Source organism: Enterocloster sp. 210928-DFI.2.20 (assembly GCF_020554465.1).
GTDB classification, from domain to species: Bacteria; Bacillota; Clostridia; order Lachnospirales; family Lachnospiraceae; genus Enterocloster; species Enterocloster bolteae.
This window is the reverse complement of sequence record NZ_JAJCHK010000013.1, coordinates 66,489-92,944: the sequence shown is the minus strand read 5'-3', so window position 1 is coordinate 92,944 and position 26,456 is coordinate 66,489. Positions and strand designations below refer to the sequence as shown.

Sequence of the window (26,456 nt, the reverse complement as noted above, 5' to 3'; positions counted from 1 at the left end):
AGGCGTTCCCTTCTTTGAGAAGGGAAGCTATAATCAGCACCGCGTTGTTATCAGTACAGAGCGGTATGAAACTGGCAGCCTGACACACAGAAAGGACATGACTTCATGAATCAGAACCTGATGGATTTTGATATTGGGGCGGATAAACTGCGTGAGGAGTGCGGGGTTTTCGGGATGTATGATTTTGATGGGAACGATGTGGCCCGGACCATATACTATGGGCTTTTTGCCCTGCAGCACCGGGGACAGGAAAGCTGCGGTATAGCGGTGAGCGACACAGAAGGGCCCAAGGGGAAGGCGGCGGTCCATAAGGGGATGGGCCTTTGCAACGAGGTATTTACACCGGAGGTGCTGGAAGGATTAAGGGGCAATATAGGAGTAGGCCATGTGCGGTATTCCACGGCCGGCAGCAGCACAAGGGAAAATGCACAGCCGTTGGTGCTTAATTATGTAAAAGGAATCCTGGGGCTGGCCCACAACGGCAACCTGGTCAATGCGCCTGAGCTGCGCCATGAGCTGGAGTACACAGGGGCTATTTTCCAGACTACCATTGACTCGGAGGTTATTGCCTACCACATAGCCAGGGCCAGGATTCATACCCATAATGTGGAGAGCGCGGTGGCCGCAGCCATGAAGAAGCTTAAGGGAGCCTACTCCCTGGTAATAATGAGTCCCCGCAAGCTGATTGGAGCAAGGGATCCCATGGGGTTCAAGCCCCTGTGTATCGGCAAACGGGATAATGCCTACATCCTGGCATCAGAGACATGTGCCCTGGAGACCATTGGGGCTGAGTTTGTCCGGGATGTGGAGCCGGGGGAAATCGTGACCATCACGAAAGACGGCATTTCCTCCGATAAGGGGATGTGCCTGTCCGACCCTTCCGGAGAAGCCAGATGTATCTTTGAGTATATTTATTTTGCCAGACCGGACAGTGTTTTTGACGGAGTCAGCGTTTATAAGGCCAGGATTCAGGCCGGCCGGTTCCTGGCAGCGGATTCACCGGTGGAGGCAGACCTGGTGGTGGGAGTGCCTGAATCCGGCAACGCGGCGGCTCTGGGCTATGCCATGGAATCCGGGATTCCATACGGAACTGCTTTTGTGAAGAATTCCTATGTGGGAAGGACTTTTATCAAGCCAAAGCAGAGCAGCAGGGAGTCTGCTGTACGCATCAAACTCAATGTGCTGAAGGAGGCGGTGAGCGGAAAGAGAGTCATTATGATAGATGATTCCATTGTCCGTGGAACCACCAGCGCTCTGATTGTGAAGATGCTGCGGGATGCGGGTGCCAGGGAGGTCCATGTGAGGATCAGCGCTCCGCCGTTTTTACATCCCTGTTATTTTGGAACGGATATTCCGTCGGAGGACCAGCTCATTGCCCATGGAAGGACTGTGGATGAAGTGAGGCAAATCATTGGGGCGGACACCCTTTCCTTTTTAAGACAGGAGCGGCTTTCCCAGATGGCATCTGAAAGGCCTGTCTGCACCGCATGTTTTACAGGGGATTACCCTATGGAGCCGCCTTCCGGGGACATCCGGGGAAGTTATGAGAAATAGGCCCGGGCATTTAAAAAAGCAATTGTATATGATATGATAGAAAACATGAAATCAATGAATACGGAGGATATGACATGAGTGACCACGACAGATACGTAAGCCCTCTTTCCGAGCGCTATGCCAGCAGGGAGATGCAGTACATCTTCTCGCCTGATATGAAGTTTTGTACCTGGAGAAAGCTCTGGATTGCGCTGGCTGAGACAGAGAAGGAGCTGGGGCTTTCCATCACGGACGAGCAGATAGAGGAACTGAAGGCCCATTCAGAGGATATCAATTATGATGTGGCTAAGGCCAGGGAGAAGGAAGTCCGCCATGATGTCATGAGCCATGTCTATGCCTACGGTGTACAGTGCCCTAAGGCAAAGGGAATCATTCATCTGGGTGCTACCTCCTGTTACGTGGGAGATAATACGGATATTATCATCATGACTGAGGCCCTGAAGCTGGTGAGGAAGAAACTGCTCAACGTGCTGGCGGAGCTGTCCGGGTTCGCTGAAAAATACAAGGATCTGCCCACACTTGCGTTCACCCACTTCCAGCCGGCCCAGCCAACCACGGTTGGTAAACGCGCCACCCTGTGGATGATGGAGCTTAAGCTGGACCTGGATGACCTGGATTACCTTATCGGCTCCATGCGCCTTCTGGGTTCCAAGGGAACCACCGGCACCCAGGCCAGCTTCCTGGAGCTTTTTGACGGAGATCATGAGAAATGCCGCCGTCTGGATGCAAGGATTGCAGAGAAGATGGGATTTGAGGGCTGCTATCCTGTATCAGGCCAGACGTATTCACGGAAGGTGGACAGCCGTGTTATAAGTGTCCTGGCAGGGATTGCCCAGAGCGCCCACAAGTTTTCCAATGACATCCGTCTTCTCCAGCACCTGAAGGAAGTGGAGGAGCCCTTTGAGAAGAAGCAAATCGGTTCATCCGCCATGGCATATAAGAGGAATCCCATGCGCAGCGAGCGCATTGCCTCCCTGGCTAACTATGTGATGAGCGATATGATGAATCCCATGCTGGTGGCGTCCACCCAGTGGTTTGAGAGAACCCTGGACGACTCAGCCAACAAGAGACTTTCCGTACCGGAAGGTTTTCTGGCAGTGGACGGCATCCTGGACCTGTACCTGAACGTGGTGGACGGCCTGGTGGTATATCCCAAGGTCATTGAAAAGCACCTGATGGCAGAGCTTCCCTTTATGGCCACAGAGAATATTATGATGGACGCAGTAAAGGCAGGAGGCGACCGTCAGGAACTCCATGAGCGGATTCGCGAGCTGTCCATGGAGGCGGGAAGAAACGTGAAGGAAAAGGGCCTGGATAACAACCTCCTGGAGCTGATAGCAGCTGACCCTGCCTTCAATCTTTCCCTGGATGAACTGAAAAAGACCATGGATCCGTCCCGTTATGTGGGCCGTTCACCAAAGCAGGTGGAGGAATTTCTGGAAGAGGTTATTAAGCCGCTTCTTGAGGAGAATGAGGGAGAGCTTGGGTTGACAGCGCAGATTAATGTCTGATATATTAGGAACACTCTGTTCCCGCTTACATATGATGTATTAAAATCATAATAAGCGGGGTGAGGAAACGTGGCTCTAATAAATAAGCTTGATAATACTGCCAGCGTAACATATGGCGGTAATCCTATCAACAGCAATACTGTTTCAACGGTTTTGCTTCTCGCGCCAACGCTGCTTAAAGCGGTAGACAAGCTTACCGCCAGTATTGGCGATACCTTAACTTATACGGTTACAGTGACAAATGTGGGACTGAACGCTTTGACAAACTTGCCGTTCACGGATACAATTCCGGCGGGCGCCACCTTTGTGGCAGGTTCATTTACTGTGAATGGCGCTGCCGCCACACCAACGGTTACCAGTAATACGCTGACATACACTATTCCCAATATAGCATCCCTTGGAACAGCCAGTATCCAGTTTCAAGTTAAGGTTGTGGGAGGTACCACCTGATAGTTATCAGATACTTTATTATATTGATTTGGATGATTTTCTCTGCGCATATCACCGGCCTGTTATGTTCCTGGTCTGCCTTTTCGGGTACGGGAGCAGATGTTTCGTAAAATGGTCCGGCCGTGATGTATTCAGTGATTGGGTATACGTAAGTTCATATAGTATGTTTGACTGCTCTCCATAGATACTGCATCTGTGGGGAGCAAATTTGTTTTAGGGGTTGCCGGCGCTGTTTCGGATTCACATTTCTTCTGTTTTGTGCTATGATATCCATAATAATTAATTCTGAATATATTATCTTTCGATAAGGAGTACTTATGGATGAATGTGAACTTTGAATACTATAAAGTATTTTACCATGTGTGCGCCCACGGCAGTCTTACAGCTGCCGCCCAGGAGCTGTGTATCTCCCAGCCGGCTGTAAGCCAGGCTGTGCGGCAGTTGGAAAAGGAAGCCGGGACAAAGCTGTTCTTCCGCACTTCCAAAGGTGTGCAGCTGACCCGGGAAGGGGAGCTTCTATACCACTATGTAAAGCCTGGAGTGGAGGAGCTGCTGGAAGGCGGGAAGATGCTGGAGCGGATGCTGAATATGGATGTGGGGGAAGTGCGGATTGGAGCCAGCGATATGACGCTGCAGTTTTATCTTCTTCCTTATCTGGAACAGTTCCACCGGGAATATCCCAAGATTAAGGTGAATGTTACCAATGCGCCCACCCCGGAAACCATCAAAAGCCTGGAAGAGGGCAGAATTGATTTTGGAGTCGTGACCTCCCCCTTTACCAGCAGAGGGACTGTCAGACAGTTTCAGGTCAAGGCCATACGCAATGTTTTCATAGCGGGCAGCAGCTTCCGGGAATTGGAAGGGCGCAAGCTGGAGTACAAGGAGCTGGAGGCCTTTCCGTGTATAGCGCTGGAAAAGAACACAAGCACCAGAACCTTTATGGACGCCTTTCTGGCACAGCAGGGAACACTGCTTAAGCCGGAATTTGAGCTGGCCATCAGCGATATGATTGTGCAGTTTGCCAGGCGCAACATGGGGATCGGGTGCGTCATGGAGGGATTTGCGGAGGATGCCATAATGAGAGGCGAGGTATTCCGGCTGAAATTCAAACAAGAGATGCCTCTCCGGCACATGTGCGTGGTAACGGGAGAGTCCAGCCTGATTTCCGTGCCGGGGCGCAGGCTGTTAGATATGATGGCCTGCGATCAGGCGGCGGCTGAGCAGCCGGCCGGCGGCAAATGATAGAAAATGAGCCTTCTTCAGAAAAATGACATAAGTAATACTTATGGAAAACATAATAAATAACGTCTTTACTTATGGTATAGGTTGTAGTAAATTAGGTAAGGATAAGATACACAGGAATGCGTGTCCATCCTTTCATGAACTGCAAATGAGCATTGAACGGGAGATACCCGAAGGAGGATTTTAGTATGGTTAGAGCAATTGTAGGTGCTAACTGGGGTGACGAAGGAAAGGGTAAGATTACGGATATGCTTGCCAAGGAGTCTGACATTATCATCCGTTTCCAGGGCGGAAGTAATGCAGGCCATACCATTATCAATGATTACGGCAAGTTTGCCCTTCACCTTCTTCCATCCGGCGTGTTTTACCAGCATACCACCAGCATCATCGGCAATGGTGTGGCTCTCAATATACCTTATCTGGTTCAGGAAATTGAGTCGCTGGTGGAGCGGGGCGTGCCAAAGCCCAGGATTCTGGTTTCGGACAGGGCCCAGATTCTCATGCCGTACCATGTGCTGTTTGACACCTACGAGGAAGCGCGTCTGGCCGGAAAGTCCTTTGGTTCCACCAAATCAGGTATCGCTCCCTTTTATTCGGATAAATATGCCAAAATTGGTTTCCAGGTCAGCGAGCTCTTTGACCAGGAGCTGCTGAGGGAAAAGGCATACAGGGTATGCGAACTGAAAAATGTAATTCTGGAGCATCTGTACCATAAACCTCTTCTGGATCCTGAAGAAATCATAAAGGAGCTCCTGAGTTACCGGGATATGGTTGAGCCGTATGTATGTGATACCTCCGCTTATCTCTATGAGGCCATTAAGGAGGGAAAGAAAATTCTGTTAGAGGGCCAGCTGGGCTCCCTTAAGGACCCGGACCACGGTATCTACCCCATGGTAACATCCTCCTCCACACTGGCTGCCTATGGAGCCATCGGCGCAGGCATTCCTCCTTATGAGATTAAGGATATTACCACTGTGGTTAAGGCATATTCCAGTGCGGTTGGCGCAGGAGCCTTTGTCAGTGAGATATTTGGAGACGAGGCAGATGAGCTTAGAAACCGGGGAGGCGACGGCGGAGAGTACGGCGCCACCACAGGAAGGCCCAGACGCGTGGGCTGGTTTGACGCAGTGGCTACCAGGTACGGCTGCCGGATTCAGGGCACCACGGAAGTGGCTTTTACTGTACTGGATGTGCTGGGATATTTGGATGAGATACCGGTATGCGTAGGATATGAGATTGACGGACAGGTTACCAGGGAATTCCCTACCACGGCTAAGCTTGAGAAGGCCAAACCGGTTCTTACCAGACTGCCGGGCTGGAAGTGTGATATCCGCGGCATCAGGAAGTACGGGGATCTTCCGGAGAACTGCCGTAAATACATTGAGTTTGTGGAGAAGGAAATCGAGGCTCCCATCTCAATGGTGTCCAACGGACCGGGAAGAGACGACATCATTATGCGTAAATAGAATAAGGAAATATAGAAAACAGGACCCTTCGGCAGCAGCTGATGGGTCCTGTTTTGAAATTCTGTCAACGGCCTCATGATTCTGTCAACATCCCCCCTACATGGGAGGATTCTCGGTCAGAAGCTGGTGGAGAAAGGCGTTGATGACGGCCAGTTCTTCTTTTGTATACCCTGAGAGCAGGGACTCCACGGTGTCAGACCAGTTCTGGTCCAGTTTCTTGTGGAATTCATAGGCCTTCATGCCCTCGCCGCTGAGGCTCAGGACGATTTCTCTCTGGTTCATGCTGGAACGGTGCTTTTCCAGCAGGCCCAGCTTTACAAGGCGCGCCACCTGAAGGGATACGGTGGAGATGTTGGAGTCAGTGGACTGGGCGATGAGCTTCAGATTGCACTTGGGATTGTCACCAATCAGGTTTATGATGGACATTTGGTCCACGCGAAGCATCTTATCGGTACCGTAGCTGCGGAAGTCCTTGCCGTACTCATACATCTGACGGTTATATTTCATGATCAATGATATGGTTTCCTGGATTTGATTCTTTTTTTCCATAATTCCCCCGGTTATTTAATGATAAAACTGTACTCCTATTAGTATAAGGAAAAACAGGAAAGATTTCAACCTAATTTCGACACATATTCATGGCACCTGGAATGGCACCCCTCCTGCATGGGTTACGGTTCTGTTTTAACGCTTATCCCCATATAATTAAACCAAATCTAAAATCCGGGATAGTATTGAATGAAAATATTGGACGAAGGGTACTATGATTTGATTCTCAATAAAACGTTGGCTCCAAATTATGCAGATGGTGATAGTATCACTTATATTAACCAACGACATTCCTTAATACATATACCTGTTGCTAATAACATCTGCGCTCTTGGCACAATGCCTTATCATATATTCCCCAGTCTTTTTGAAGCTACGTCTCCAATTAGTTTAGGTACGGCAGGCATTATATCAATACAAGAAAATCCTTATTTGGATTTGCGGGGACAGGGGGTATTGGTGGGTGTTGTGGACACGGGAGTAGATTATACACATCCTGCTTTTCTTAATCCAGATAACACATCAAGAATTATTTCTATATGGGACCAAACCATTCAAAATGGACCAGCTCCGGAACATTTTACTTTTGGTACGGAGTATCGAACAGATATAATAAACAAAGCATTATCCTCTGCAAAACCTCATTCTATAGTACTTGCCACCGATTCCACCGGACATGGTACGTCCGTTGCAAGTATAATCGCCGGCAGCCCAAATGATGTGTTTGACTTTACCGGTGTCGCACCGAAAACGGAATTAGTAGTAGTTAAATTAAAAGAAGCGAAAAGAAATATTAAAAAAGTTTTCTGTGTTCCGGACAATACGGCCTGTTATATGGAATCCGACATAATGCTTGGTGTCCGATATGTATATTCCGTTTCCAAAGCGCTTCACCGTCCTATCGTAATATGCCTTGCGCTGGGCAGCAGTCAAGGAGGACATGACGGAAACGGCGCTCTTAGCAGTTATCTGGATTTTCTTTCTCAGGTTCCGTGGGTTGGAGTATCCATAGCCGCAGGAAATGAAGGAATATCCGCCAGACATTATTTTAATTCCACTATAACTGCACCTTATCAAAATGAGTTTGAACTGTTAATCGGAAAGAACGATTCTGAATTTGCATTGGAAATATGGGCTTCATACTCAAGATTATCTATAGAAATTATAGCACCAAATAGGGAAACGACTCATCAAATCTATCCTTCCATGTTTGATTGCAGAAGATTTCAATTTGTTTTCCATGGCTGTATTATGCTGGTTAATAACATGATTTTTGAACAAGATACAGGGGACCAATTAATTCTTATCCGTTATACGAACGCCCTTCCTGGTACATGGACAATCAGAGTGCGTAATTTAGAAAATGAAGCCTTTTCTTTTCACGCCTGGTTGCCATCGGGTTCCATACTGTCGGATTCTACATATTTTATTAAGCCTGATCCAGAGACAACCGTTACGTCTCCAGGCAACAGTTATCATTCATTGACAGTTACTGCCTACAATCAGATTGATAATAGAATCATGCAGACATCGGGAAGAGGATACACTCGAAATAATCATATAAAACCAGATATTGCTGCGCCCGGCTATCAGCTGCCATGCGCTTTGCCTTCTAACCGTTATGGTAAGGCTAACGGCAGCGGCGCTGCCGCCGCTTTTGCTGGCGGGGCTATGGCAATAATTTTGGAATGGTCTGTCTCACGGGGAAATTATACGTCCATTACAGGGAATGACATCAGCAGACTATTAACGCGGGGAGCAAGGCATAATCCGGATATTATATACCCAAACAACACCTGGGGGTATGGAGAACTGGATGTAAATAGAGTATTTGAACAAATAGCATCTTTATAATCATAATTAACATATCTCCAGGCCGGCACAAAACTGCCGGCTTTTCCTTTTTGGCATAACTTAATTCTCATTATATTATCTCATTATAGGAATGGATCATTTCACGCATCAATGAACGAATCTGTCTGGTTCAGGTCCGGCACGGGTCTGATGCGACAGCCTCCATGACAAATATATATAATATGACGGAATTAGGGAAACAAATATCCGCGAGTTGATATAAATTTGCATAAAAATATGTTGAAATATGGCGAAAAATATAGTATACTTCTTATTGTAAATAGTTTAAAGGTTAAACAGTTTTAATATTAAAATATAATCAAGGGGAAAGCTGTTTGACCGTACATCATTATGAATCACAGGAGGGAAGTATATGTTAGTAACATCAGGATTGAGTTTTGTAGCAGCATTATTGGCCATTAATGCATTTGTGTTCTGGATTGTAAAGAAGTACCCCTTAAAGATTTATAAGTTCCTGCCGCCGGTCATTATTGTATTCCTGATCGTTGTGTGCTGCAATACCTTTGGTGTATGGTCTTTCAGCAATAAGGCCGTCAGCTCCATGAGGAGCAATATCCTGGAATACATGGTTCCCTTCATGGTATTCTGTATCGCGGTGCAGTGTGATTTCAAGAAGATGGTAAAGATAGGTCCCAAGCTGCTGGCCGTATTCCTGTGCACCACCCTGAGTATCTGCATTGGCATGGTGGTGGTATATAAGTGCTTTGCCGGTCCTCTGGGACTGCAGCAGATTCCCCAGTCCTTCGGCACATGGACCGCCAGCTTTACGGGAGGCATTGAAAACCTGTACGCGGTTGCCGGGGCAGTGGGGCTGAGCGATGAGAACCTGGCCAATGTACTGCTGCTGATTAACCTGATATTCCGTCCCTGGATGACCATATTGATTGTCATGGTTCCCTTTGCCGCCAGGTTTAATAAGTGGACAGGCGGAAAACCCGAGGAAATAGATGTGATTGCCTCAAGGCTTGATGAGACAAAGAGGGAAAAGCAGATTCCTACTTCTCTGGATCTGTTCATGATTATGGGTGTGGGCCTTGTGATTGTGGCGTTCGGCTTCCATATGGGCGACTTTTTAGGAGCGCTGATACCCGCAGTGCCCGCCCAGGTATGGCTGTATCTTATGGTGACAGCCATCGGCGTCATCATCGGCACCACCACGGAATTCGGCTATATAAACGGTCTGGAGCTGATAGGAGGAACGCTGGCTATCTTTGCCCTTTCCGTATCATCCTCCAATGTGGACTTAAGGAGCTTTGCCAATGCAGGCGTATTCTTCCTGTCCGGCGTGACTGTGCTTCTGATACATGTAATCATCATGTTCCTGGTGGCAAAGCTTATGAAGGTGGATTTGTGTACACTGGGAATTGCAAGCATCGCCAATATCGGCGGCGTGTCGTCGGCACCGGTGGTTGCGGCTGCTTATGGTAAATCCTATCAGTCTATCTCCGTTATCATGGCAGCTATCGGCTCCATGATTGGAACCTTTGTGGGCCTGGGCATGTGTAACCTGCTGCTTATGATGGGGTAGACAAGAGAGGGGGCCTGAGGGTATGATAGATACCATCAGGCGGGACGCATCCTGCGGGTATGCGTCCCAATAAATGATAAGTAACTAAGAAAGGTTGGTAAGGAAACATGTATGATTTCGACAGGACATTTGACAGACATAATACGGAGGTAATTAAGTGGGACCGGCTGGAAAAAGATTTTGGCCGGAAGGATCTGATTCCCTTTGGAATCGCGGACATGGACTTTGAGACACTGCCGGAGATCACCCGGGCCATGACGGAGAGGGCAAAGCATCCGACCTATGGGTATACGTTCCCGTCGGAGGGGTACTACGAGAGCTTTATTGAATGGAACAGAACGCGCAATCACTTTGACATAAAGAGGGAGGAGCTGATTACTATTCCAGGCGTTGTCTGCGCATGTTCCTTCATCATCTATGCACTGACGGAAAAAGGGGACAAGGTGATGGTAAACACGCCTGTTTACGACCCGTTTTTTAAGGTGATTGAGCAGCAGGAGAGGACCCTGGTGACCTCATCACTGAAGCTTGAACATGGACGGTATGAAATGGATTTTGAGGACATGGAGGAGAAATTCAAGGAGGGGGTTAAGCTCTTCATCCTTTGCAGCCCCCATAACCCGGTGGGCCGTGTGTGGACCATGGAGGAGCTGACCAGACTCAATGATTTGTGCAGCCGCTACCATGTTCTGGTATTTTCGGACGAGATCCACTCGGATCTGGTTTTTCCTGGACACAAGCATATTCCTTATCAGACAGTGAACCAGGATGCGGCGGGGCGCAGCGTCACTGCCATGGCTCCCAGCAAAACCTTTAATATTGCCGGTCTTAAGTCCTCTGTCCTGATTATCAAGAATCCGGAACTGTATAGCAGGGTGAACAAGGTGGTCACCGCGTTTCATGTGGGAGTGGATCTGTTCGGACTTAAGGCCTTTGAGGTGGCCTACCGCCATGGGGCAGCCTATGTGGATGAGCTGAATCAGTACTTATATGAAAATGCGCAGTTTGTGGCAGAGTATGTGGCGGAGAACCTGCCTGCGGCAAAGACATATGTCCAGGATGGAACCTATCTTATGTGGCTGGATTTTACGGCACTGGGATTAAGCCAGAAGGAACTCATGGAAAAGGTGGTAGGGGCAGGTGTGGCGCCCAATGACGGTTCCCACTATGGAATAGAAGGAAATGGATTCCTTCGTATCAATATCGGTACACAGAGAGCCATGCTGAAGGAAGGCCTTGAACGGCTGAAAACCATATTTGGCTGATGATGTGTGAGCGGATCTGAGAAAGGAAGTGTGACAGGATGCAGGGGTTACTGAATGAGGTGCAGGAATACAGGGACAGGATGGTGGAGTGGAGAAGGAATATACATTCCTGTCCTGAAACCGGATTTCATCTGCCAAAGACATCGGCCATGGTGGCGGGAGTGCTGGAGAATCTGGGATTTCAGGTGCACACCGGATTTGCAGAAAGCGCTGTCCTGGGAATCCTGGAAACAGGCAGGCCGGGAAATACCATAGCGGTCAGGGCGGATATGGATGCCCTGGGGATGCAGGATGAGAAGGATGTGCCTTACCGCTCTGCCAGGGATGGGGTATGCCATGCCTGCGGCCACGACGTACATACAGCCCTTTTGCTGGGGCTGGCATCCTATCTTTCAGAGCACAGGGACCAGATTCCCGGCGGATGTGTCAAACTGATTTTCCAGCCTGCCGAGGAAGGTCCTGCGCCTGGCGGGGCAAAGCTCATCGTGGATTCAGGGGTGTTGGACGGCGTGGACGCCATATTCGGAGCCCACTGCCAGCCTCAATATCCGGCAGGTGTGATGGGATGCAGGTACGGAAGCTTTTTTGCCAGCGGTGATTTTTTCGAGGTAAAGCTTAAGGGAACCGGGTGCCATGCGGCTTCGCCCCATAAGGGGAAGGACCTGATATCCATTGCCATGGAGATGATTCAGGCCATACAGAATATAGGTTCCAGGGAAATACCGCCCATGAAGACAGCCGTTATCTCGGTATGCTCTATAAACGCCGGGGTACTGTCCACTAAAAATGTCCTTCCCTCAGAGCTGACCTTTGGAGGAACCTACCGGGCCCACGACGGTCAGGTGAGGGACTATATAGCAGGCAGGCTGGAGCAGATTGTAAGAGACTTAAGCCGGATGAACGGAATCACCTGTGAATTTGAGGATTCCTTTGCGTTTCCCTCCTTTGCCAATGACAGAGATATCACGGATACCATTTACCAATCCGCGGCAGAGGTATTGGGACAGGACAAGGTGATGAAGCGTCCGGAGCCTGAGATGGGATCAGAGGATTTTGCCTGGTATACCAGGAAATACAAAGGCGCCTTTTTCTTCTTCGGAGTGAAGAATGAGGAGAAAGGACTGACTGCCAGTCTGCATAATCCCAGATTTGATATTGATGAAGATGCCATGGTTCCGGCTTTGGCTGTCTATATTAACACACTGTACCATCTTCTGGAAAGGCAGGATGTATGAGCGCGAAAGACAATGCAGCAGTAGAAATGACAGCAGTGGAAATGACAGAAGTGGAAAAAACAGAAGTGAAAAAAACAGAATCAGAAATGAAAAACAGGTCCATGGTGCTGTGGGCAATCCTGAGCCTTTCCATGGCCAATGCCCTGGTAGGAACTGGCATATCGCCTGCCCTGGGTGTCATACGCCAGAGTTTTCCGGATGCGCCCGGAGTGCTGGTGCAGATGATAGTGTCCCTGCCGTCCCTGATGGTAATTGCCGTGGCCATTCCCTTTGCATGGCTCAGCAGACGCTATTCTGTCCGGAAGCTCTGCGCTGCGGGACTGGTCCTGTTTCTGGCCGGCGGCCTTATGGGCGGTCTGGCTTCCGGAATTTATACCCTGGTCCTGACCAGAATCCTGATTGGAGCCGGATATGGGCTGATGATGCCCCTGTCAGTGGGGCTGCTGTCCTATTTCTTCACCAGGGAGGAACAGCACCGCTTAAATGGCGGCATTGTCATCTGGTCCAGTGTCTCATCCATCATATGCATGGTGCTGGCCGGGTACCTGGCTGCCATATCCTGGCGGGCGGTGTTTCTGGTGTATCTGTTTGGAATACCATGTCTGTGGCTGTGCCTTAAGCATATTCCTGATGTAACGGTCACCGGCGTCGGGGGAGCAGCGGGAGATGACAGGGCGCGCCGGGCCAGGGGGAATCTTGGCGTCATCCGGAAAACATGGGTCTATGGGGCCGGAACCTTTGTGGTGTTTGTAGGTTATTTTGCCATACTGAACAACTGTTCTTCCATCATTCTGTCGGAGGGCCTGATCAGCGGGGAAAAGGTGGGGATCATCATGTCCTTCCAGACTGTAAGCTCCCTGGTGACAGGGCTTTACATAGGAAAGCTTAAGAAACTCCTGGGAAGGTATATGGGCACCTTCATATGGCTGTGCTCCATCGGGGGACTGCTGTCCCTATACGCGAAGAACAGTCTGGCATTGACCATGCTGGGACTGGTTCTGTTTGGAATTGCCCTTGCCTCGGCAGTGGGAACCTTTAACGCGGAGGCGTGTATTGCCTGTGAGAGGGATGAGTCCCTGGCGGCAGGCTCTGTCATCATGTTCATGAGAAGCCTGGGACAGTTTTCCTCACCCCTGGTACTGGGATTTATGGCCCGGACTGCGGGAGCTTCGGATATACGCTTCCCATATGAGGGCGCGGCCCTGCTGTCTGTTGTCATGATGGGGGTGTTCTGGGTAAACGGGCTGGTGAGAAGCAGCCTGAAAAAACAGGCGGCCTGCTGAAACCAAAATTCAGCCCGGAGTCCAGCACGGGATTCGGCCCGGGGTTCAGCCCGGATTTCAGCCCAGGGTTCAGCCCGGAGTTCTGCCATGATATAAAAAGCTCCCTCCATGAGAGACAGAGAAACGTGTCTTTCATAAGGGAGCTTGTTTTGTAGTTATACAGTGATCCGGGTTCCCGCTGTCACAGCTCATCCCCTGCATCCCCGTCCTCATCCATGCCTTCCGGGGGATCGGATGGTTTCAGCACCCTGGTCATAAGACCCATGGCGTACATTACGATGGGAATGAACACCAGGGAGAAGATAACCGCCATGAGATAATTCTTCGGCGCGCCCATGACAGCCAGCACAATGGCCAGAATAAACAGTCCTGCCAGCAGGACGGCCCCCAAGAGGGCAAATATACGTTTCAGTTTCATTGAACAGCTCCTTTCTGAGGCATCAGGCCTCCTCGGCCAATTCTTCCCAGCTCTGGTACAGCTTTTCCAGCTGTCCGGCTATTTCCTCTTTTTCCTTATTCAGTTCCATAAGCCGGGGCACATCGGTGTACACCTCTTCCAGGGTGAGGAGGGCGTCGATCTCGCTGTCCCTGGTCTCCAGGGCGTGAATGGACTCCTCTGTTTTTCTGAGCTCGTTCTGAATCCTGCGTATACGGGCCTGTTCTTCCTTCTGGGCCTTCCATTCCAGCTTCAGGTCGTTTGGGGAACCCTGGGACGGCCGGTCCGGGGACTGGGAGGAACCGGACACTGCGGATGTACGGCTGTTCCTGGCTGCAAACGCGGCTTCCACCACATCCTTTTTCTCCAGATAATAGTCATAGCTGCCGATATAGTTAATCAGGGACTGTCCGGTTAAGTCCAGAATTCTGGTGGCTGTGCGGTTGATGAAATACCGGTCGTGGGATACATAGAGTACAGTTCCGGTGTAACGGCACAGGGCGCTTTCCAGGATTTCCTTGGAGGTGATGTCCAGATGGTTGGTGGGCTCGTCAAGGAGCAGGAAATTGGCGTCGGAAAGCATCAGCTTGGCCAGGGAGACCCGGCCCCGCTCGCCGCCGCTTAAATCGCGGATCAACTTGAACACATCATCCCCTGTAAAGAGAAAGGACGCCAGGGTGTTGCGGATCTGGGTATTGTTCATGCTGGGATAGGTGTCCTGGATTTCGTCAAACAAGGTCTTATCCATATGAAGGACCTGGTGTTCCTGGTCGTAGTAGCCGATGTGCACCTTGGAGCCCAGACGTATCTCGCCGGCATCGGCGGGCAGCAGCTGGTTGATGATTTTAAGGAGAGTGGTCTTGCCGGTGCCGTTGTTGCCGATGATGGCCACCCGTTCCCCGCGCTTGATTTCAAAATTTACGTCTGTGAACAGGGTCTGGCTGTCAAAAGACTTGCTCAGGCCGGTAACGGTAAGCACATCCTTGCCGCTTTCCACATCCGGCTCTAGCCGGATATCCATGGAGTCGTCGATGTCTATGGGCTTTTCCAGCCGGTCGATTTTATCCAGCATCTTTTCCCGGCTCTCGGCCCTGCGGATGGATTTTTCCCGGTTAAAGGATTTAAGCTTGGCAATGACGGCCTCCTGGTGCCTGATTTCCTGCTGCTGATTTAAGTATGCCCGGATTCTGGCGTCCCGAAGCATGGCTTTTTTGTCGCTGTAGGCCGTGTAATTGCCGCTGAACACGGTCCCGGTTCCATTGTCCAGCTCCACGATTTTTGTCACCACCCGGTCCAGGAAATAGCGGTCATGGGCAACGATGATTACGCTGCCGCTGTAGGTCTTAAGGTATGTCTCCAGCCAGGCGATGGATTCCATATCCAGGTGGTTGGTGGGCTCGTCAAGGAGCAGGATGTCAGGCTTGGTCAGCAGAAGCTTGCCCAGGGATACGCGGGTTTTCTGGCCCCCGGACAGGGCGTTGATGGGCTTTGAAAATTCCTCCTCGGCAAAGCCAAGGCCCTTTAATACGCCGGTGATTTCACTGCGGCAGGCATAACCGCCCTCCAGTTCAAACTGGTGGGTCAGGCGGCTGTATTCCTCCAGCATGTTTTCTAAACCTTCGCCGGACGCGCTTTTCATATCCAGTTCCAGGGAGCGGATACGTTCTTCCATCTGAAGGATGGGGCGCTTGACCTCCAGCAGGGCGTCGTGGATGGTGCTCTCGCTGTCCAGGTCCTGGTGCTGGGCCAGGTAGCCGATGGAGGCCCCTTTGCTCAGGGCCACGCACCCCTCGTCACAGGCCAGTTCCCCGATGATGATTTTGAGGAGAGTGGACTTGCCGGCGCCGTTGATTCCGACAATGGCTGCCTTTTCATGGTCCTCCAGGTGGAAGGAAACCTGCTTTAATATATGTTTCTCTCCAAATGATTTGCTTATATTGCTGCATGATAAAATCATGGTAAACTCCTTTAAAAACGACATATTTAGCTCTCCCAAGTATAATATACGGAGACGATTTTTTCAAGAACATATGTAAACGGTTTGACATTTTTTTGACGTGTGTTTATAATAGAACTATTAAGGTTTTGACAGAATTGCACAATGGGAAGGTGGATACATCATGGAACGCAAGGAGATTTCGAAGGCAGTCATATCCAGGCTGCCCCGTTATTACCGTTATTTAGGTGAATTAATAGAGGAAGGTGTGGAGCGCATATCCTCCAATGAGCTGAGCGCCAGAATGAAAGTGACCGCGTCTCAGATCCGTCAGGATCTGAATAATTTCGGCGGATTCGGCCAGCAGGGCTACGGTTATAATGTTAAGTACCTCTATTCAGAGATCGCCAAAATACTTGGGATTGACAGACAGCACAATGTGATCATCATTGGAGCAGGAAACCTGGGACAGGCCATTGCCAACTATACGAATTTTGAGCGCAGGGGCTTTGTTATCAGGGGAATGTTTGATATTAACCCCAAACTGATCGGCCTGGTCATCAGAGGGATTGAGATTCGCTCCGTGGATGATTTGGAAACGTTTATCAGGGAGAATGAGATTCAGATTGCTGCTCTGACCATCCCGAAGACAAAGGCGCCGGAGATTGCGGACCGCCTGGTAAACGCGGGAATCAGGGCTATCTGGAATTTTGCCCATACGGATTTGGTGGTACCGGAGGATGTGGTGGTGGAGAATGTGCACCTGTCCGAGAGCCTGATGCGTCTTTCCTACCGGGTCAGCAGCATGTATGACCTGCAGGAGGAAAAAAAGAACGCGTTAAAGTAAATGTTTAGGAAGACAGCACCATGATACTTGGAGTTGGAACAGATTTAATTGAAATCAGACGCATGGAAAAAGCCTGTAAAAAGGATTATTTTGTGGTGCGTACATTTACGGATATGGAAAGCCGGCAAGCAAAGGGGTCCGCCTCTAAGCTGGCCGGCTCTTTTGCTGTGAAGGAAGCGGTTGCCAAGGCTTTGGGGACAGGGTTTCGGACCTTCATGCCCATCGACGTGGAGGTGCTCAGGGATGATATGGGAAAACCCTATGTCCGCCTTTACAGAGGGGCCCTTAAGCGGTTTCAGGAGATGGGAATGGAGCGTCTGGAGGTGTCCATCACCAATACAAGGGAATACGCCATGGCGTTTGCAGTGGGAGAAGGAAGGATAAAGGAGGTACAGCCAAATGAGGATGCTGGTAACGGGAAAACAGATGAAGGCCATTGACGCATACACCATCCACACCATAGGAATCCCCTCCCTGGTCCTGATGGAGCGGGCAGCTCTTAAGGTGGCCCTGGCAGCGGAGCGCCTGTGGGAAAAGGGGGATGTAATCTGGGCGGTGTGCGGCACCGGCAACAACGGGGCCGACGGTGTGGCGGCAGCCAGAATGCTTCATCTAAAAGGATATCCGGTGCGTGTATTTCTGGTGGGAAATCCGGATAAGGGAACAGAGGAATTCAGGACGCAGCTTAAGATTGCAGGCAACGTGGGACTTTTCACTCTGCCGTGGCAGGAGGGGGAGAAGGAAGAATGCGGCCTTCTCATAGACGCGGTGTTCGGCGTGGGACTGAGCCGCCCTGTGGAGGGGGATTACAGGCAGTGTATCGAAATGCTTGCGTCCAAGTCCATCCGCAGGACTGTGGCGGTGGATGTGCCTTCCGGCATTCATGGGGATACGGGAATTGTCATGGGCATAGCCCTGAGGGCGGACCTGACGGTTACCTTTGGATGGGAGAAAACCGGGACAGCCCTGTATCCGGGCCGGGAGTACGCGGGCCGGGTGGAGGTGGCTGATATCGGATTTCCCGGACAGGCCCTGGAGGCGGTGAAGGAAGCAGAGGGGACGGCGGCAGGAGATTTTGCCGTTACCTACAGCGATGATGATTTGAAACGGATACCCAGGCGCCCTGCCTATTCCAACAAGGGAACCTTTGGAAAGGTGCTGATTGTGGCAGGCTCTAAGAATATGTGCGGGGCCGCCTACCTGAGCGCTTTATCCGCATACAGGACAGGGGCGGGACTGGTAAAACTGCTTACGGTGGAGGAAAACCGTCAGATTCTCCAGGAACGCCTGCCTGAGGCCATCATAGCCACCTACACCCCTGACCAGCTCATGGAGGGCAGGGATGAATTCAGGAAGATGATAGAAGCCCAGATGGAATGGGCTGACGTGGTGGTGCTGGGACCGGGACTGGGAAACGGACCCTATGTGGAATATCTGGTGGAGGATATACTGACCAGCGCGTTCGTGCCTGTCATCATTGACGCCGACGGCCTGAATGCCATAGCGGGTCATCCATATCTTACCTCCTACTATACAGAGAACATTATCGTGACGCCCCATCTGGGAGAAATGGCCCGGCTTACAGGGGAGGGAATCGATCAGATTAAGGAGAACCTGGCAGCCACGGCCCTGGAGTATGCGGGCCGCTACGGCCTTACCTGCGTGTTAAAGGACGCCGCCACTGTGACTGCGGGACGGGACGGGAACCTGTACATCAACTCCAGCGGCAACAGCGCCATGGCAAAGGCAGGCTCCGGCGACGTGCTCACAGGCATCATAGCAGGTCTGATAGCCATTGGCATGGAGGAAGAGGAGGCGGCCTGTCTGGGTGTATATCTTCATGGACGGGCAGGGGACGCGGCTGCCTCTAAAAGCGGCGCCCACAGCCTGCTGGCTTCGGAACTGGCGGATGCTGTTGGCAGTGTGATGGCCATGGTGTGACGGTCATGGTGTGCGGCTGGGGTGTGACAGTCATGGTGTGCGGCTGGGGTGTGACGGTCATGGTGTGCGGCTGGGGTGTGACAGTCATGGTGTGACGGCCAGGGCGTGACAGCCAAGGTGTGACAACTGCGGTGCAGCATCATTTCCGCCGCGCTAAATAATAAAATAAGATTGAAAATGGGCCGGAACAGAGGCCCGTGACACAGGAGGCAACAACAATGAATTCTTACAGCAGAGTTTACGCATCCATTGACCTGGATGCGGTGGAATCCAATATGAGGGCAATGAAGGACAGTCTGCCTCCTTCCGCTTCCATGATCGGGGTGGTAAAGACAGACGGGTACGGACACGGGGCAGTTCCGGTGGCCAGGGCCATTGATCCTTACGTAAAAGGGTACGCGGTGGCCACCATTGACGAGGCGATTATCCTGCGCCGCCACGGCATCCAGAAGATGATTCTGGTACTGGGCGTGACCCATGAGAGCCGTTTTGAGGATCTGGTCCGGTACGATATACGCCCTGCCATGTTCCGGTATGAGGAGGCGGGGAAATTGTCTGAAACAGCTGTAAAGAACGGCGCCAGGGCAAACATCCATCTGGCGGTGGATACGGGCATGAGCCGGATTGGAATGACGCCGGATGAGGCGTCGGCAGACGAGGCGGCCCGTATATCCAGGCTTCCCGGAATATGCATTGAGGGTATGTTTACCCATTTTGCCAGGGCAGACGAGGCGGACAAGGCATTTTATGAGGCACAGTATAAGAAATACAGGGAATTCTGTGAAATGCTCTGCAGCCGTGGGGTGGATATCCCGATCCGCCACTGCTCCAACAGCGCCGGTATTGTGGAGGGGCTGGACTCCAACGGACTGGATATGGTGCGCGCCGGAATCTCTATTTACGGCCTGTACCCATCAGACGAGGTGGCCCGGGACAGGGTGAAGCTGGTTCCTGCCATGGAGCTTAAGAGCTTTATCACATACATAAAGACCATCGGGCCGGGTACGGCAGTGAGCTATGGGGGTACCTTTGTGGCGGACCGTCCCATGCGTGTGGCCACCATTCCCGTGGGATACGGGGACGGCTACCTGCGCAGTCTCTCCAACAAGGGAGCGGTGCTTATCCGGGGAAAACGGGCAGAGATCCTTGGCAGGATATGCATGGACCAGTTTATGGCGGATGTCACGGACATCCCGGAGGCAGAGGAAGGCGACCAGGTGACTCTCATTGGTAGGGATGGGGAGGAATGCATCACGGTGGAGGAGTTAGCTGCCTTAAGCGGCGGTTTTCACTATGAGATTATCTGCCAAATCGGCAAACGGGTTCCAAGAGTCTACCTGCGGGACGGGAAGGCCATTGGGAAAAAGGATTACTTTAACGATATTTACGAGGGCTTTGGATATATGTAAAAGCCTACCAGGCTCAAAGAGAACGTCTGATTCATATGTTATTAGTGTGGCGTAAAGCCGGCCGGATGCACCAGTGTATCCCGGCTATGTATACACAGGTCAAAAATGTCAATACTAAGGTTGAATAAATTGACGGAGTGTGAACGATGTGATTATCAGACGTGGAGATATTTATTATGCAGATTTGCGGCCGGTGGTGGGTTCGGAACAGGGGGGAGTGCGCCCTGTGCTGATTATCCAGAATGACGTGGGAAACAAGCACAGCCCCACGGTCATATGTGCGGCCATTACATCCAGGATGAACAAAGCCAAGCTGCCCACCCATGTGGAGCTGCCCACCAGGCGCTGTGCCATGATTAAGGATTCGGTCATTCTCCTGGAACAGCTGCGCACCATTGACAAGCAGAGACTGAAGGAGAAAATCTGCCACATTGACGAGGAGCTTCAGCAGAAGGTGGATGAGGCCCTTATGATTAGCCTGGAACTGCGTACATAAGCAGGCGGGGGACCCGTGAGCGGGAACCAAGAGCAGGAGCATAAGGCACCATTGACGAAATATGAGAAAAATGATATGATAAGCAGAGTTATGCCGTATTTTAGGGGTATAGCTCTGTTTTTTTGGCAGGGCCCGACGGTTATGGTGTTTCATGAGTATGAAAGGAGTCTTTTTGTCATTATGGACGATGGTTATCCACCTGTCAGTATCCTCATATTGATAGGATTTATTCTTCTGGAGGCAGTGTTTTACGGTTTTGGTTCGGCAATACAGAATGTGAACGAAGGGAAGCTGGAAGAGGAGGCGGCCGGGGGAAATAAGAAGGCCGCGCGTCTGTTAGAGATAGTGAACCGTCCCGTGCGGTTCGTCCATACCATCCAGGTCACCACCCATCTGATGGGTATGATTATAGGAGCGGCGATCCTTCCTGCCATGATTGGCATGGTGGAGCGCAGGTTCCTTTTGGGAAAGGTACTGGCCTGGGTAGATCCGGCCCAGGTGATGGCGGCAGCGGGCACGCCCTGGTACAGGAATCCGTCCTGGTGGCAGTGGGCAGGGATTCTGGCCCTGGTCACCATATTTGTCCTGGTGCTGGTTATCAGCTTCGGCATCATCATACCTAAACGTCTGGCGGCCAAGGAGCCTGAGAAGTGGGGATACCATATGCTTCCGGTGGTGCTCTTTTTCGCGGGGCTATTCCTGCCCCTGACACGCCTGATTACGTTGATTTCTTCCCTGGTGCTTAAGCTCTTCGGGGTGGACCTGGCGGATGACGACGGCAACGTGACAGAGGAAGATATCATGTCTATGGTGAATGAAGGCCATGAACAGGGTGTCCTGGAAGCGGATGAGACAGAGATGATAACCAATATCTTTGAGCTGGGAGACAAGGAAGCCGCGGATATCATGACGCACCGCACCAACATGACGGTTCTGGACGGCAGCATGAGCCTTAAGGAGGCAGTGGATTTTATCCTGAATGAAGGCGTGAATACCCGGTATCCTGTATACGGAGAGGACATAGATGATATCATCGGCATACTCCACATGCGCGATGCCATGACCTTTGCGGAAAAGGAAGAGAACAAGGACAGGATGGTTATGGACATTCCCGGCCTTTTAAGGGAAGCCAATTTTATACCTGAGACAAGGAACATCGACACCCTTTTCAAGGAGATGCAGTCCCGCAAGATTCACATGGAAATCGTGGTGGATGAGTACGGACAGACAGCAGGCCTTCTCACCATGGAGGACATACTGGAAGAAATCGTAGGCAACATCATGGATGAATACGATGAGGAAGAGGATTTCATACAGGCCATGGAGGATGGCACTTTTGTCATGAGCGGCCTTACGCCCTTGGAAGATGTGATGGAAACCCTGGATATTGAACTGCCTGAGGAGGACAGCGACACCTACGATACCCTGAATGGATATCTGGTCTCACGGCTGGACCGCATCCCTCAGGAAGGGGAGAACCCCCAGGTGGAGTTCGGCGGCTGGCTCTTTGAAGTGGAGCGGGCCGGCAATAAGATGATAGAGAGCGTCCGGGTCGTGCCTGTGCCAGAAAGCGGGAAGGCTGCGGACCGCGGGAAAGATTCGGTGGAAGAGAAATATGATGCAGTTAATAGAGAGTACGAAGGAGATGTTTCGTGACAGCAGATTTTTAAGGAAGGCGCTGATGATTGCCTGTCCCGTGGCTCTGCAGGGAATGCTCAACACAGTGGTAAACCTGGTGGATACCCTGATGATTGGCACCATGGGGGCCACCGCCATAGCGGCAGTGGGACTGGCCAATAAGTTCTTCTTTGTTTTTTCGCTTCTGGTATTCGGAATTGTCAGCGGAAGCGGCGTGCTGGCGGCCCAGTTCTGGGGAAACGGCGATTTGAGGAGCATACGGAAGGTCCTGGGGCTTTCCATACTTCTGGCTCTGACAGGGGCCTTGTTCTTCGTTGTGCCGGCCCTTGTTTCCCCACAATCCGTCATGCGCATATTCACCACCAGCCATGACAGCGTGGAGCTGGGGTCAAAGTATTTGAAAATAGCGGTATTAACCTACCCCTTTCTGGCCATGACCAATGTGTATGTGGCCATACTCAGGGCGGTGAACAAGGTCATTTTCCCTGTCATAAGCAGCTGCATAGCAATCGTGATTAATATATGCCTGAACTATGTGCTGATTTTCGGCAAGCTGGGTATGCCTGCCATGGGAGTGTCGGGTGCGGCTGTGGCCACCCTGATAGCAAGGATAATTGAAATTGTGCTGATACTGGGGTATGTGTACGGAAAAAGGCTTCCGGTGGCCTGCGGCCTTAAGGATTTGTTTGGCTGGAGCAGACTGTTTGTCAGCCGGTTTTTCGGCACATCAGCCCCTGTCATTGCCAATGAGTTCATGTGGGGGCTGGGCACCACCATGTATTCTCTGGCATACGGGCGCATGGGGGACGAGGCAGTGGCGGCCATCACCATTGCCACCACCATACAGGATATACTGGTGGTATTGTTCCAGGGCCTGAGCGCGGCCACTGCCGTTATCCTGGGCAATGAGCTGGGGGCAGGCCATCTCAAGCGGGCGGAGAAGTATGCGGTGCATTTCTTCATCCTCCAGTTCATTGCCACGGTAGGCGTGGCAGTGGTGCTGATTGGCATTCGCTGGCCCATCATCGGCCTTTACAACATCACGCCTGAGGTGGCCCGGGACGTAAGCCTGTGCATCCTGATTTTTGCGGCTTACATGCCGGCCAAGATGTTCAATTATGTCAATGTGGTGGGTGTGCTGAGAAGCGGCGGCGATACCAAGATGTGTCTGTTCCTTGATACCAGCGGCGTGTGGTTCATCGGCGTACCGCTGGCGTTTTTGGGAGCCCTGGTGTGGAGGCTGCCTATCTATACAGTGTATGCCCTGGTTATGACGGAAGAGGTATATAAGGCTGTTCTGGGATATATACGGTACAGGCAGAAGAAGTGGCTCAGGAACCTGGCTTCAGATGTGGGGTGAGTCTGGCAGACAGGGGCTGGGCAAAAGGGTCTGCCGGCCGAAGAATTTTTCTTGCCATATAAAAAAAATCGTGTTAATATAGAAAAGATGTGTATAAAATACGGCAGAAGGCTGTATTTGAACGTATAAACCATATATAAACCATAAAAGAAGAAACAGGAAAGGGTGTTTACCAATGTCAGGACATTCAAAGTTTGCCAACATTAAACATAAGAAAGAGCGCAACGACGCTGCCAAGGGCAAAATCTTCACTGTCATCGGCCGTGAGATTGCAGTCGCTGTAAAAGAGGGCGGGGCAGATCCGGCCAACAACAGTAAACTGAGGGACGTCATCGCCAAGGCAAAGGCCAACAACATGCCCAATGATACCATTGACCGCGGCATCAAGAAGGCGGCAGGCGATGCCAATTCCGTAAACTACGAGACCCTTACATACGAGGGATACGGCCCCAACGGCGTAGCTATCATCGTAGATACACTGACCGACAATAAGAACCGTACGGCTGCCAATGTGAGGAGCGCCTTTACAAAGGGCGGCGGCAACGTAGGCACACCGGGAAGCGTGTCCTATATGTTTGACAAAAAGGGACAGATCATCATTGACAAGGAAGAGTGCGACATGGATCCGGATGAGCTGATGATGCTTGCCCTGGATGCAGGAGCAGAGGATTTCTCCGAGGAGGAGGACAGCTACGAGGTCGTTACGGCGCCTGAGGATTTCAGCGCGGTGCGCGAGGCACTGGAGGCCCAGAGCATTCCCATGATGCAGGCGGATGTGACCATGATTCCCCAGACATGGGTGGAGCTGACCGATGAGGATGATATCAAGAAGTTAAACCGTACACTGGATTTGCTGGATGAGGATGACGATGTCCAGGCTGTGTACCATAACTGGGATGAATAAACAAGGGCATTGCCCAAATGGAGCACGGCTGGGTTAGAGGGTTGTGCTGTATTGGAGCCATGGAATGGGAAGTCCCCTGCGGCAGGTTTACCACAATCTGCAGCAGGGGATTTTTTGTCATAGAAAAGCGGACATGATTTTTTTACGGTATTATTAAGCTGAGCAGGATTACCAGAACCAGGGAACAGAGAGAGAGAAATGCGGTGATGAACGTCCATGTTTTCAGCGTTTGGCCTTCTGTCATGTTCAGATATTTGCAGACCAGCCAGAAGCCGCTGTCGTTTACATGGGAAGCAGCCACTGAACCAGCGGCAATCGCCAATACAACCAGGGCTCTCTGCATTTCCGATACAGGGGAAACAGCGAGCAAAGGGCTGACAATACCGGCGGCTGTTATCATGGCTACCATGCCGCTGCCCTGGCTGACTCTTATAAATACAGCAACCAGATACCCCAAAATAATAGGTGGAAGGCCGATGGTCTCCACGGATTGTGCTATAACATCTCCTACGCCGCTGTCCAAAAGTATCTGCTTAAACACACCTCCGGCTCCGGTTACCAGAATGATCAAACCCACGGGCAGGAATGCTTTAGAGGATATTTCGTACAGATCTTCTTTGTGAAAGCCTCTGCGCTTGCCGAGAATGTAAAATGAAAGCAATACAGCTATCAGCAAAGCAATGTAGGATGTACCTAAGAATTTTGCGGCCTGTGTAAAGAAACTGTCTGCCAGGATTCCCTCATTGACCAGGGCATCCACGCCTGTATTGACCAGGATTAGGAGGATGGGAACTGCAATGATAAGGATTACACTGGAAAAAGAAGGCAGGTTTTCATCGTTTGACTCTTCGGGAATCATGTAATCCGGCACAGGGATAAAAAGGTGCTTATCAATGTATTTAATTGAATAAAGATAACCCACCAGTGTAAGGGGAATGGAAATAATGATTCCAAAAAAGATGACCCACCCTACATTTGCGTCTAATGCGCTGCATGTTGCTACCGGACCCGGTGTGGGAGGCACAAATGCATTGGTCAGACATAAAGAAATAATCAGGGGAAATGCAAATGTTGCGACGGAGCGTTTTGTTTTGTATGCCACTGCATAAATCAGAGGCAGCAGGATAATGAACCCAACATCGAAAAAAACAGGGATCGCAATAATGAATCCAGTGACAGCAAAAGCAAGCGGGGCATGCTTCTCACCGAAGAAACGGATCATGCTTTTAGCCAGGGCCTGAGCGCCGCCGGATGCCTCCAGCATCTGGCCGAACACGGCTCCCAGTCCCACTATGATGGCCACTGTGCCGAGAGTACCTCCCATACCGTTTTGAATACTTGCCGTAATGTCTGTTAATGGCATTCCGGCTGCCACACCCACCGCGATGGAAGCGATTAAGAGCGCGATAAACGCATGGAGTTTGCATTTTAATACCAGGAGCAGCAGGAAAGCAATTCCTAAAACCACAATTAAAACCATAACCATTTTTTCACCCAATAATTCCTTTCTTTTGTTTTCTTTGCAGAGATG

The 26,456-nt window shown here is 50.9% G+C and carries 22 protein-coding genes; 18 read left to right on the top strand and 4 right to left on the bottom strand.

The annotated features are described in order from the left end of the window. Nucleotides 1-105: 105 nt before the first annotated feature. The 5 genes from purF to LI015_RS13555 all read left to right on the top strand — a co-directional run bounded on the left by purF (nt 106) and on the right by LI015_RS13555 (nt 6,223). Entirely contained in the window at nt 106-1,554 is a 1,449-nt protein-coding gene (gene purF, locus LI015_RS13575; protein ID WP_117625781.1) for an amidophosphoribosyltransferase, read from the top strand. A 74-nt stretch (nt 1,555-1,628) separates the two neighbouring features. Continuing rightward, nucleotides 1,629-3,065: an adenylosuccinate lyase gene (purB, locus tag LI015_RS13570; protein ID WP_002567382.1), complete on the top strand. Its 1,437-nt coding sequence runs from the start codon at nt 1,629-1,631 to the stop codon at nt 3,063-3,065. Nucleotides 3,066-3,134: 69 nt separating this feature from the next. Next, nucleotides 3,135-3,515, top strand: a complete 381-nt coding sequence (locus tag LI015_RS28735; RefSeq protein WP_002567383.1) for a DUF11 domain-containing protein — start codon at nt 3,135-3,137, stop codon at nt 3,513-3,515. 321 nt (nt 3,516-3,836) lie between these two features. After that, nucleotides 3,837-4,757: a LysR family transcriptional regulator gene (locus LI015_RS13560; protein WP_054354459.1), complete on the top strand. Its 921-nt coding sequence runs from the start codon at nt 3,837-3,839 to the stop codon at nt 4,755-4,757. Between the two features lie 188 nt (nt 4,758-4,945). Further along, complete coding sequence (locus tag LI015_RS13555) at nt 4,946-6,223, top strand: adenylosuccinate synthase (RefSeq protein ID WP_054354460.1); 1,278 nt, start codon at nt 4,946-4,948, stop codon at nt 6,221-6,223. A 96-nt stretch (nt 6,224-6,319) separates the two neighbouring features. Here the strand turns inward: LI015_RS13555 and LI015_RS13550 are convergent, their stop codons facing one another. Further along, entirely contained in the window at nt 6,320-6,772 is a 453-nt protein-coding gene (locus tag LI015_RS13550) for a MarR family winged helix-turn-helix transcriptional regulator (RefSeq protein ID WP_002567386.1), read from the bottom strand. Between the two features lie 189 nt (nt 6,773-6,961). On the opposite strand from LI015_RS13550, the gene LI015_RS13545 reads away from it, so the two are divergent. From LI015_RS13545 to LI015_RS13525, 5 genes are all read left to right on the top strand, one after another. After that, complete coding sequence (locus LI015_RS13545) at nt 6,962-8,626, top strand: S8 family peptidase (RefSeq protein ID WP_227125360.1); 1,665 nt, start codon at nt 6,962-6,964, stop codon at nt 8,624-8,626. Between the two features lie 373 nt (nt 8,627-8,999). Beyond that, nucleotides 9,000-10,175: a DUF819 family protein gene (locus LI015_RS13540; protein ID WP_002567387.1), complete on the top strand. Its 1,176-nt coding sequence runs from the start codon at nt 9,000-9,002 to the stop codon at nt 10,173-10,175. A 107-nt stretch (nt 10,176-10,282) separates the two neighbouring features. Continuing rightward, nucleotides 10,283-11,440: a MalY/PatB family protein gene (locus LI015_RS13535; protein WP_054354461.1), complete on the top strand. Its 1,158-nt coding sequence runs from the start codon at nt 10,283-10,285 to the stop codon at nt 11,438-11,440. 38 nt (nt 11,441-11,478) lie between these two features. Further along, nucleotides 11,479-12,675, top strand: a complete 1,197-nt coding sequence (locus tag LI015_RS13530; protein WP_054354462.1) for a M20 metallopeptidase family protein — start codon at nt 11,479-11,481, stop codon at nt 12,673-12,675. Then, nucleotides 12,672-13,958: an MFS transporter gene (locus tag LI015_RS13525; protein ID WP_227125358.1), complete on the top strand. Its 1,287-nt coding sequence runs from the start codon at nt 12,672-12,674 to the stop codon at nt 13,956-13,958. Before LI015_RS13530 ends, LI015_RS13525 begins: the two co-directional genes overlap by 4 nt. 181 nt (nt 13,959-14,139) lie before the next feature. Here LI015_RS13525 and LI015_RS13520 read toward each other — a convergent pair whose 3' ends face one another. Next, nucleotides 14,140-14,376, bottom strand: a complete 237-nt coding sequence (locus tag LI015_RS13520; protein WP_002567391.1) for a hypothetical protein — start codon at nt 14,374-14,376, stop codon at nt 14,140-14,142. 22 nt (nt 14,377-14,398) lie between these two features. Then, the gene (gene abc-f / locus LI015_RS13515) at nt 14,399-16,351 is read right to left on the bottom strand and encodes a ribosomal protection-like ABC-F family protein (RefSeq protein WP_038270029.1); all 1,953 of its coding nucleotides are present in this window, start codon (nt 16,349-16,351) and stop codon (nt 14,399-14,401) included. 163 nt (nt 16,352-16,514) lie between these two features. Between abc-f and LI015_RS13510 the strand changes: the two genes are divergently transcribed. From LI015_RS13510 to LI015_RS13475, 8 genes are all read left to right on the top strand, one after another. Then, nucleotides 16,515-17,177, top strand: a complete 663-nt coding sequence (locus LI015_RS13510) for a redox-sensing transcriptional repressor Rex (RefSeq protein WP_002573621.1) — start codon at nt 16,515-16,517, stop codon at nt 17,175-17,177. A gap of 20 nt (nt 17,178-17,197) precedes the next feature. After that, on the top strand, nt 17,198-17,617 hold the full coding sequence (gene acpS / locus LI015_RS13505) for a holo-ACP synthase (protein ID WP_002567394.1): 420 nt from the start codon (nt 17,198-17,200) through the stop codon (nt 17,615-17,617). Then, entirely contained in the window at nt 17,577-19,118 is a 1,542-nt protein-coding gene (locus LI015_RS13500; RefSeq protein ID WP_227125357.1) for an NAD(P)H-hydrate dehydratase, read from the top strand. The genes acpS and LI015_RS13500 overlap by 41 nt, the downstream gene beginning before the upstream one ends. A 218-nt stretch (nt 19,119-19,336) precedes the next feature. Beyond that, a complete protein-coding gene (gene alr, locus LI015_RS13495; RefSeq protein ID WP_002567396.1) occupies nt 19,337-20,527 on the top strand; it encodes an alanine racemase in 1,191 nt (396 codons plus the stop codon). Between the two features lie 148 nt (nt 20,528-20,675). Further along, nucleotides 20,676-21,023, top strand: a complete 348-nt coding sequence (locus LI015_RS13490; RefSeq protein ID WP_002567397.1) for a type II toxin-antitoxin system PemK/MazF family toxin — start codon at nt 20,676-20,678, stop codon at nt 21,021-21,023. 180 nt (nt 21,024-21,203) lie between these two features. Next, complete coding sequence (locus LI015_RS13485) at nt 21,204-22,679, top strand: hemolysin family protein (protein ID WP_038270031.1); 1,476 nt, start codon at nt 21,204-21,206, stop codon at nt 22,677-22,679. Continuing rightward, a complete protein-coding gene (locus LI015_RS13480) occupies nt 22,639-24,021 on the top strand; it encodes an MATE family efflux transporter (RefSeq protein WP_021894758.1) in 1,383 nt (460 codons plus the stop codon). Before LI015_RS13485 ends, LI015_RS13480 begins: the two co-directional genes overlap by 41 nt. 175 nt (nt 24,022-24,196) lie before the next feature. After that, a complete protein-coding gene (locus LI015_RS13475; protein ID WP_002567400.1) occupies nt 24,197-24,925 on the top strand; it encodes a YebC/PmpR family DNA-binding transcriptional regulator in 729 nt (242 codons plus the stop codon). Nucleotides 24,926-25,067: 142 nt separating this feature from the next. On the opposite strand, the gene LI015_RS13470 is transcribed toward LI015_RS13475, so the two are convergent. Then, complete coding sequence (locus tag LI015_RS13470) at nt 25,068-26,405, bottom strand: GntP family permease (protein ID WP_227125355.1); 1,338 nt, start codon at nt 26,403-26,405, stop codon at nt 25,068-25,070. Between the last annotated feature and the right edge of the window lie 51 nt (nt 26,406-26,456).

Coding starts and splice junctions, on each gene's coding strand:
- LI015_RS13525 (WP_227125358.1), top strand. CDS start 12,672: ATGAGCGCGAAAGACAATGCAGCAGTAGAAATGACAGCAGTGGAAATG.
- purF (WP_117625781.1), top strand. CDS start 106: ATGAATCAGAACCTGATGGATTTTGATATTGGGGCGGATAAACTGCGT.
- LI015_RS13500 (WP_227125357.1), top strand. CDS start 17,577: ATGAGGATGCTGGTAACGGGAAAACAGATGAAGGCCATTGACGCATAC.
- LI015_RS13535 (WP_054354461.1), top strand. CDS start 10,283: ATGTATGATTTCGACAGGACATTTGACAGACATAATACGGAGGTAATT.
- alr (WP_002567396.1), top strand. CDS start 19,337: ATGAATTCTTACAGCAGAGTTTACGCATCCATTGACCTGGATGCGGTG.
- LI015_RS13530 (WP_054354462.1), top strand. CDS start 11,479: ATGCAGGGGTTACTGAATGAGGTGCAGGAATACAGGGACAGGATGGTG.
- purB (WP_002567382.1), top strand. CDS start 1,629: ATGAGTGACCACGACAGATACGTAAGCCCTCTTTCCGAGCGCTATGCC.
- acpS (WP_002567394.1), top strand. CDS start 17,198: ATGATACTTGGAGTTGGAACAGATTTAATTGAAATCAGACGCATGGAA.
- LI015_RS13485 (WP_038270031.1), top strand. CDS start 21,204: ATGGACGATGGTTATCCACCTGTCAGTATCCTCATATTGATAGGATTT.
- LI015_RS13560 (WP_054354459.1), top strand. CDS start 3,837: ATGAATGTGAACTTTGAATACTATAAAGTATTTTACCATGTGTGCGCC.
- LI015_RS13520 (WP_002567391.1), bottom strand. CDS start 14,376: ATGAAACTGAAACGTATATTTGCCCTCTTGGGGGCCGTCCTGCTGGCA.
- LI015_RS13470 (WP_227125355.1), bottom strand. CDS start 26,405: ATGGTTTTAATTGTGGTTTTAGGAATTGCTTTCCTGCTGCTCCTGGTA.
- LI015_RS13510 (WP_002573621.1), top strand. CDS start 16,515: ATGGAACGCAAGGAGATTTCGAAGGCAGTCATATCCAGGCTGCCCCGT.
- abc-f (WP_038270029.1), bottom strand. CDS start 16,351: ATGATTTTATCATGCAGCAATATAAGCAAATCATTTGGAGAGAAACAT.
- LI015_RS13480 (WP_021894758.1), top strand. CDS start 22,639: ATGATGCAGTTAATAGAGAGTACGAAGGAGATGTTTCGTGACAGCAGA.
- LI015_RS13540 (WP_002567387.1), top strand. CDS start 9,000: ATGTTAGTAACATCAGGATTGAGTTTTGTAGCAGCATTATTGGCCATT.
- LI015_RS13545 (WP_227125360.1), top strand. CDS start 6,962: ATGAAAATATTGGACGAAGGGTACTATGATTTGATTCTCAATAAAACG.
- LI015_RS13550 (WP_002567386.1), bottom strand. CDS start 6,772: ATGGAAAAAAAGAATCAAATCCAGGAAACCATATCATTGATCATGAAA.
- LI015_RS13555 (WP_054354460.1), top strand. CDS start 4,946: ATGGTTAGAGCAATTGTAGGTGCTAACTGGGGTGACGAAGGAAAGGGT.
- LI015_RS13475 (WP_002567400.1), top strand. CDS start 24,197: ATGTCAGGACATTCAAAGTTTGCCAACATTAAACATAAGAAAGAGCGC.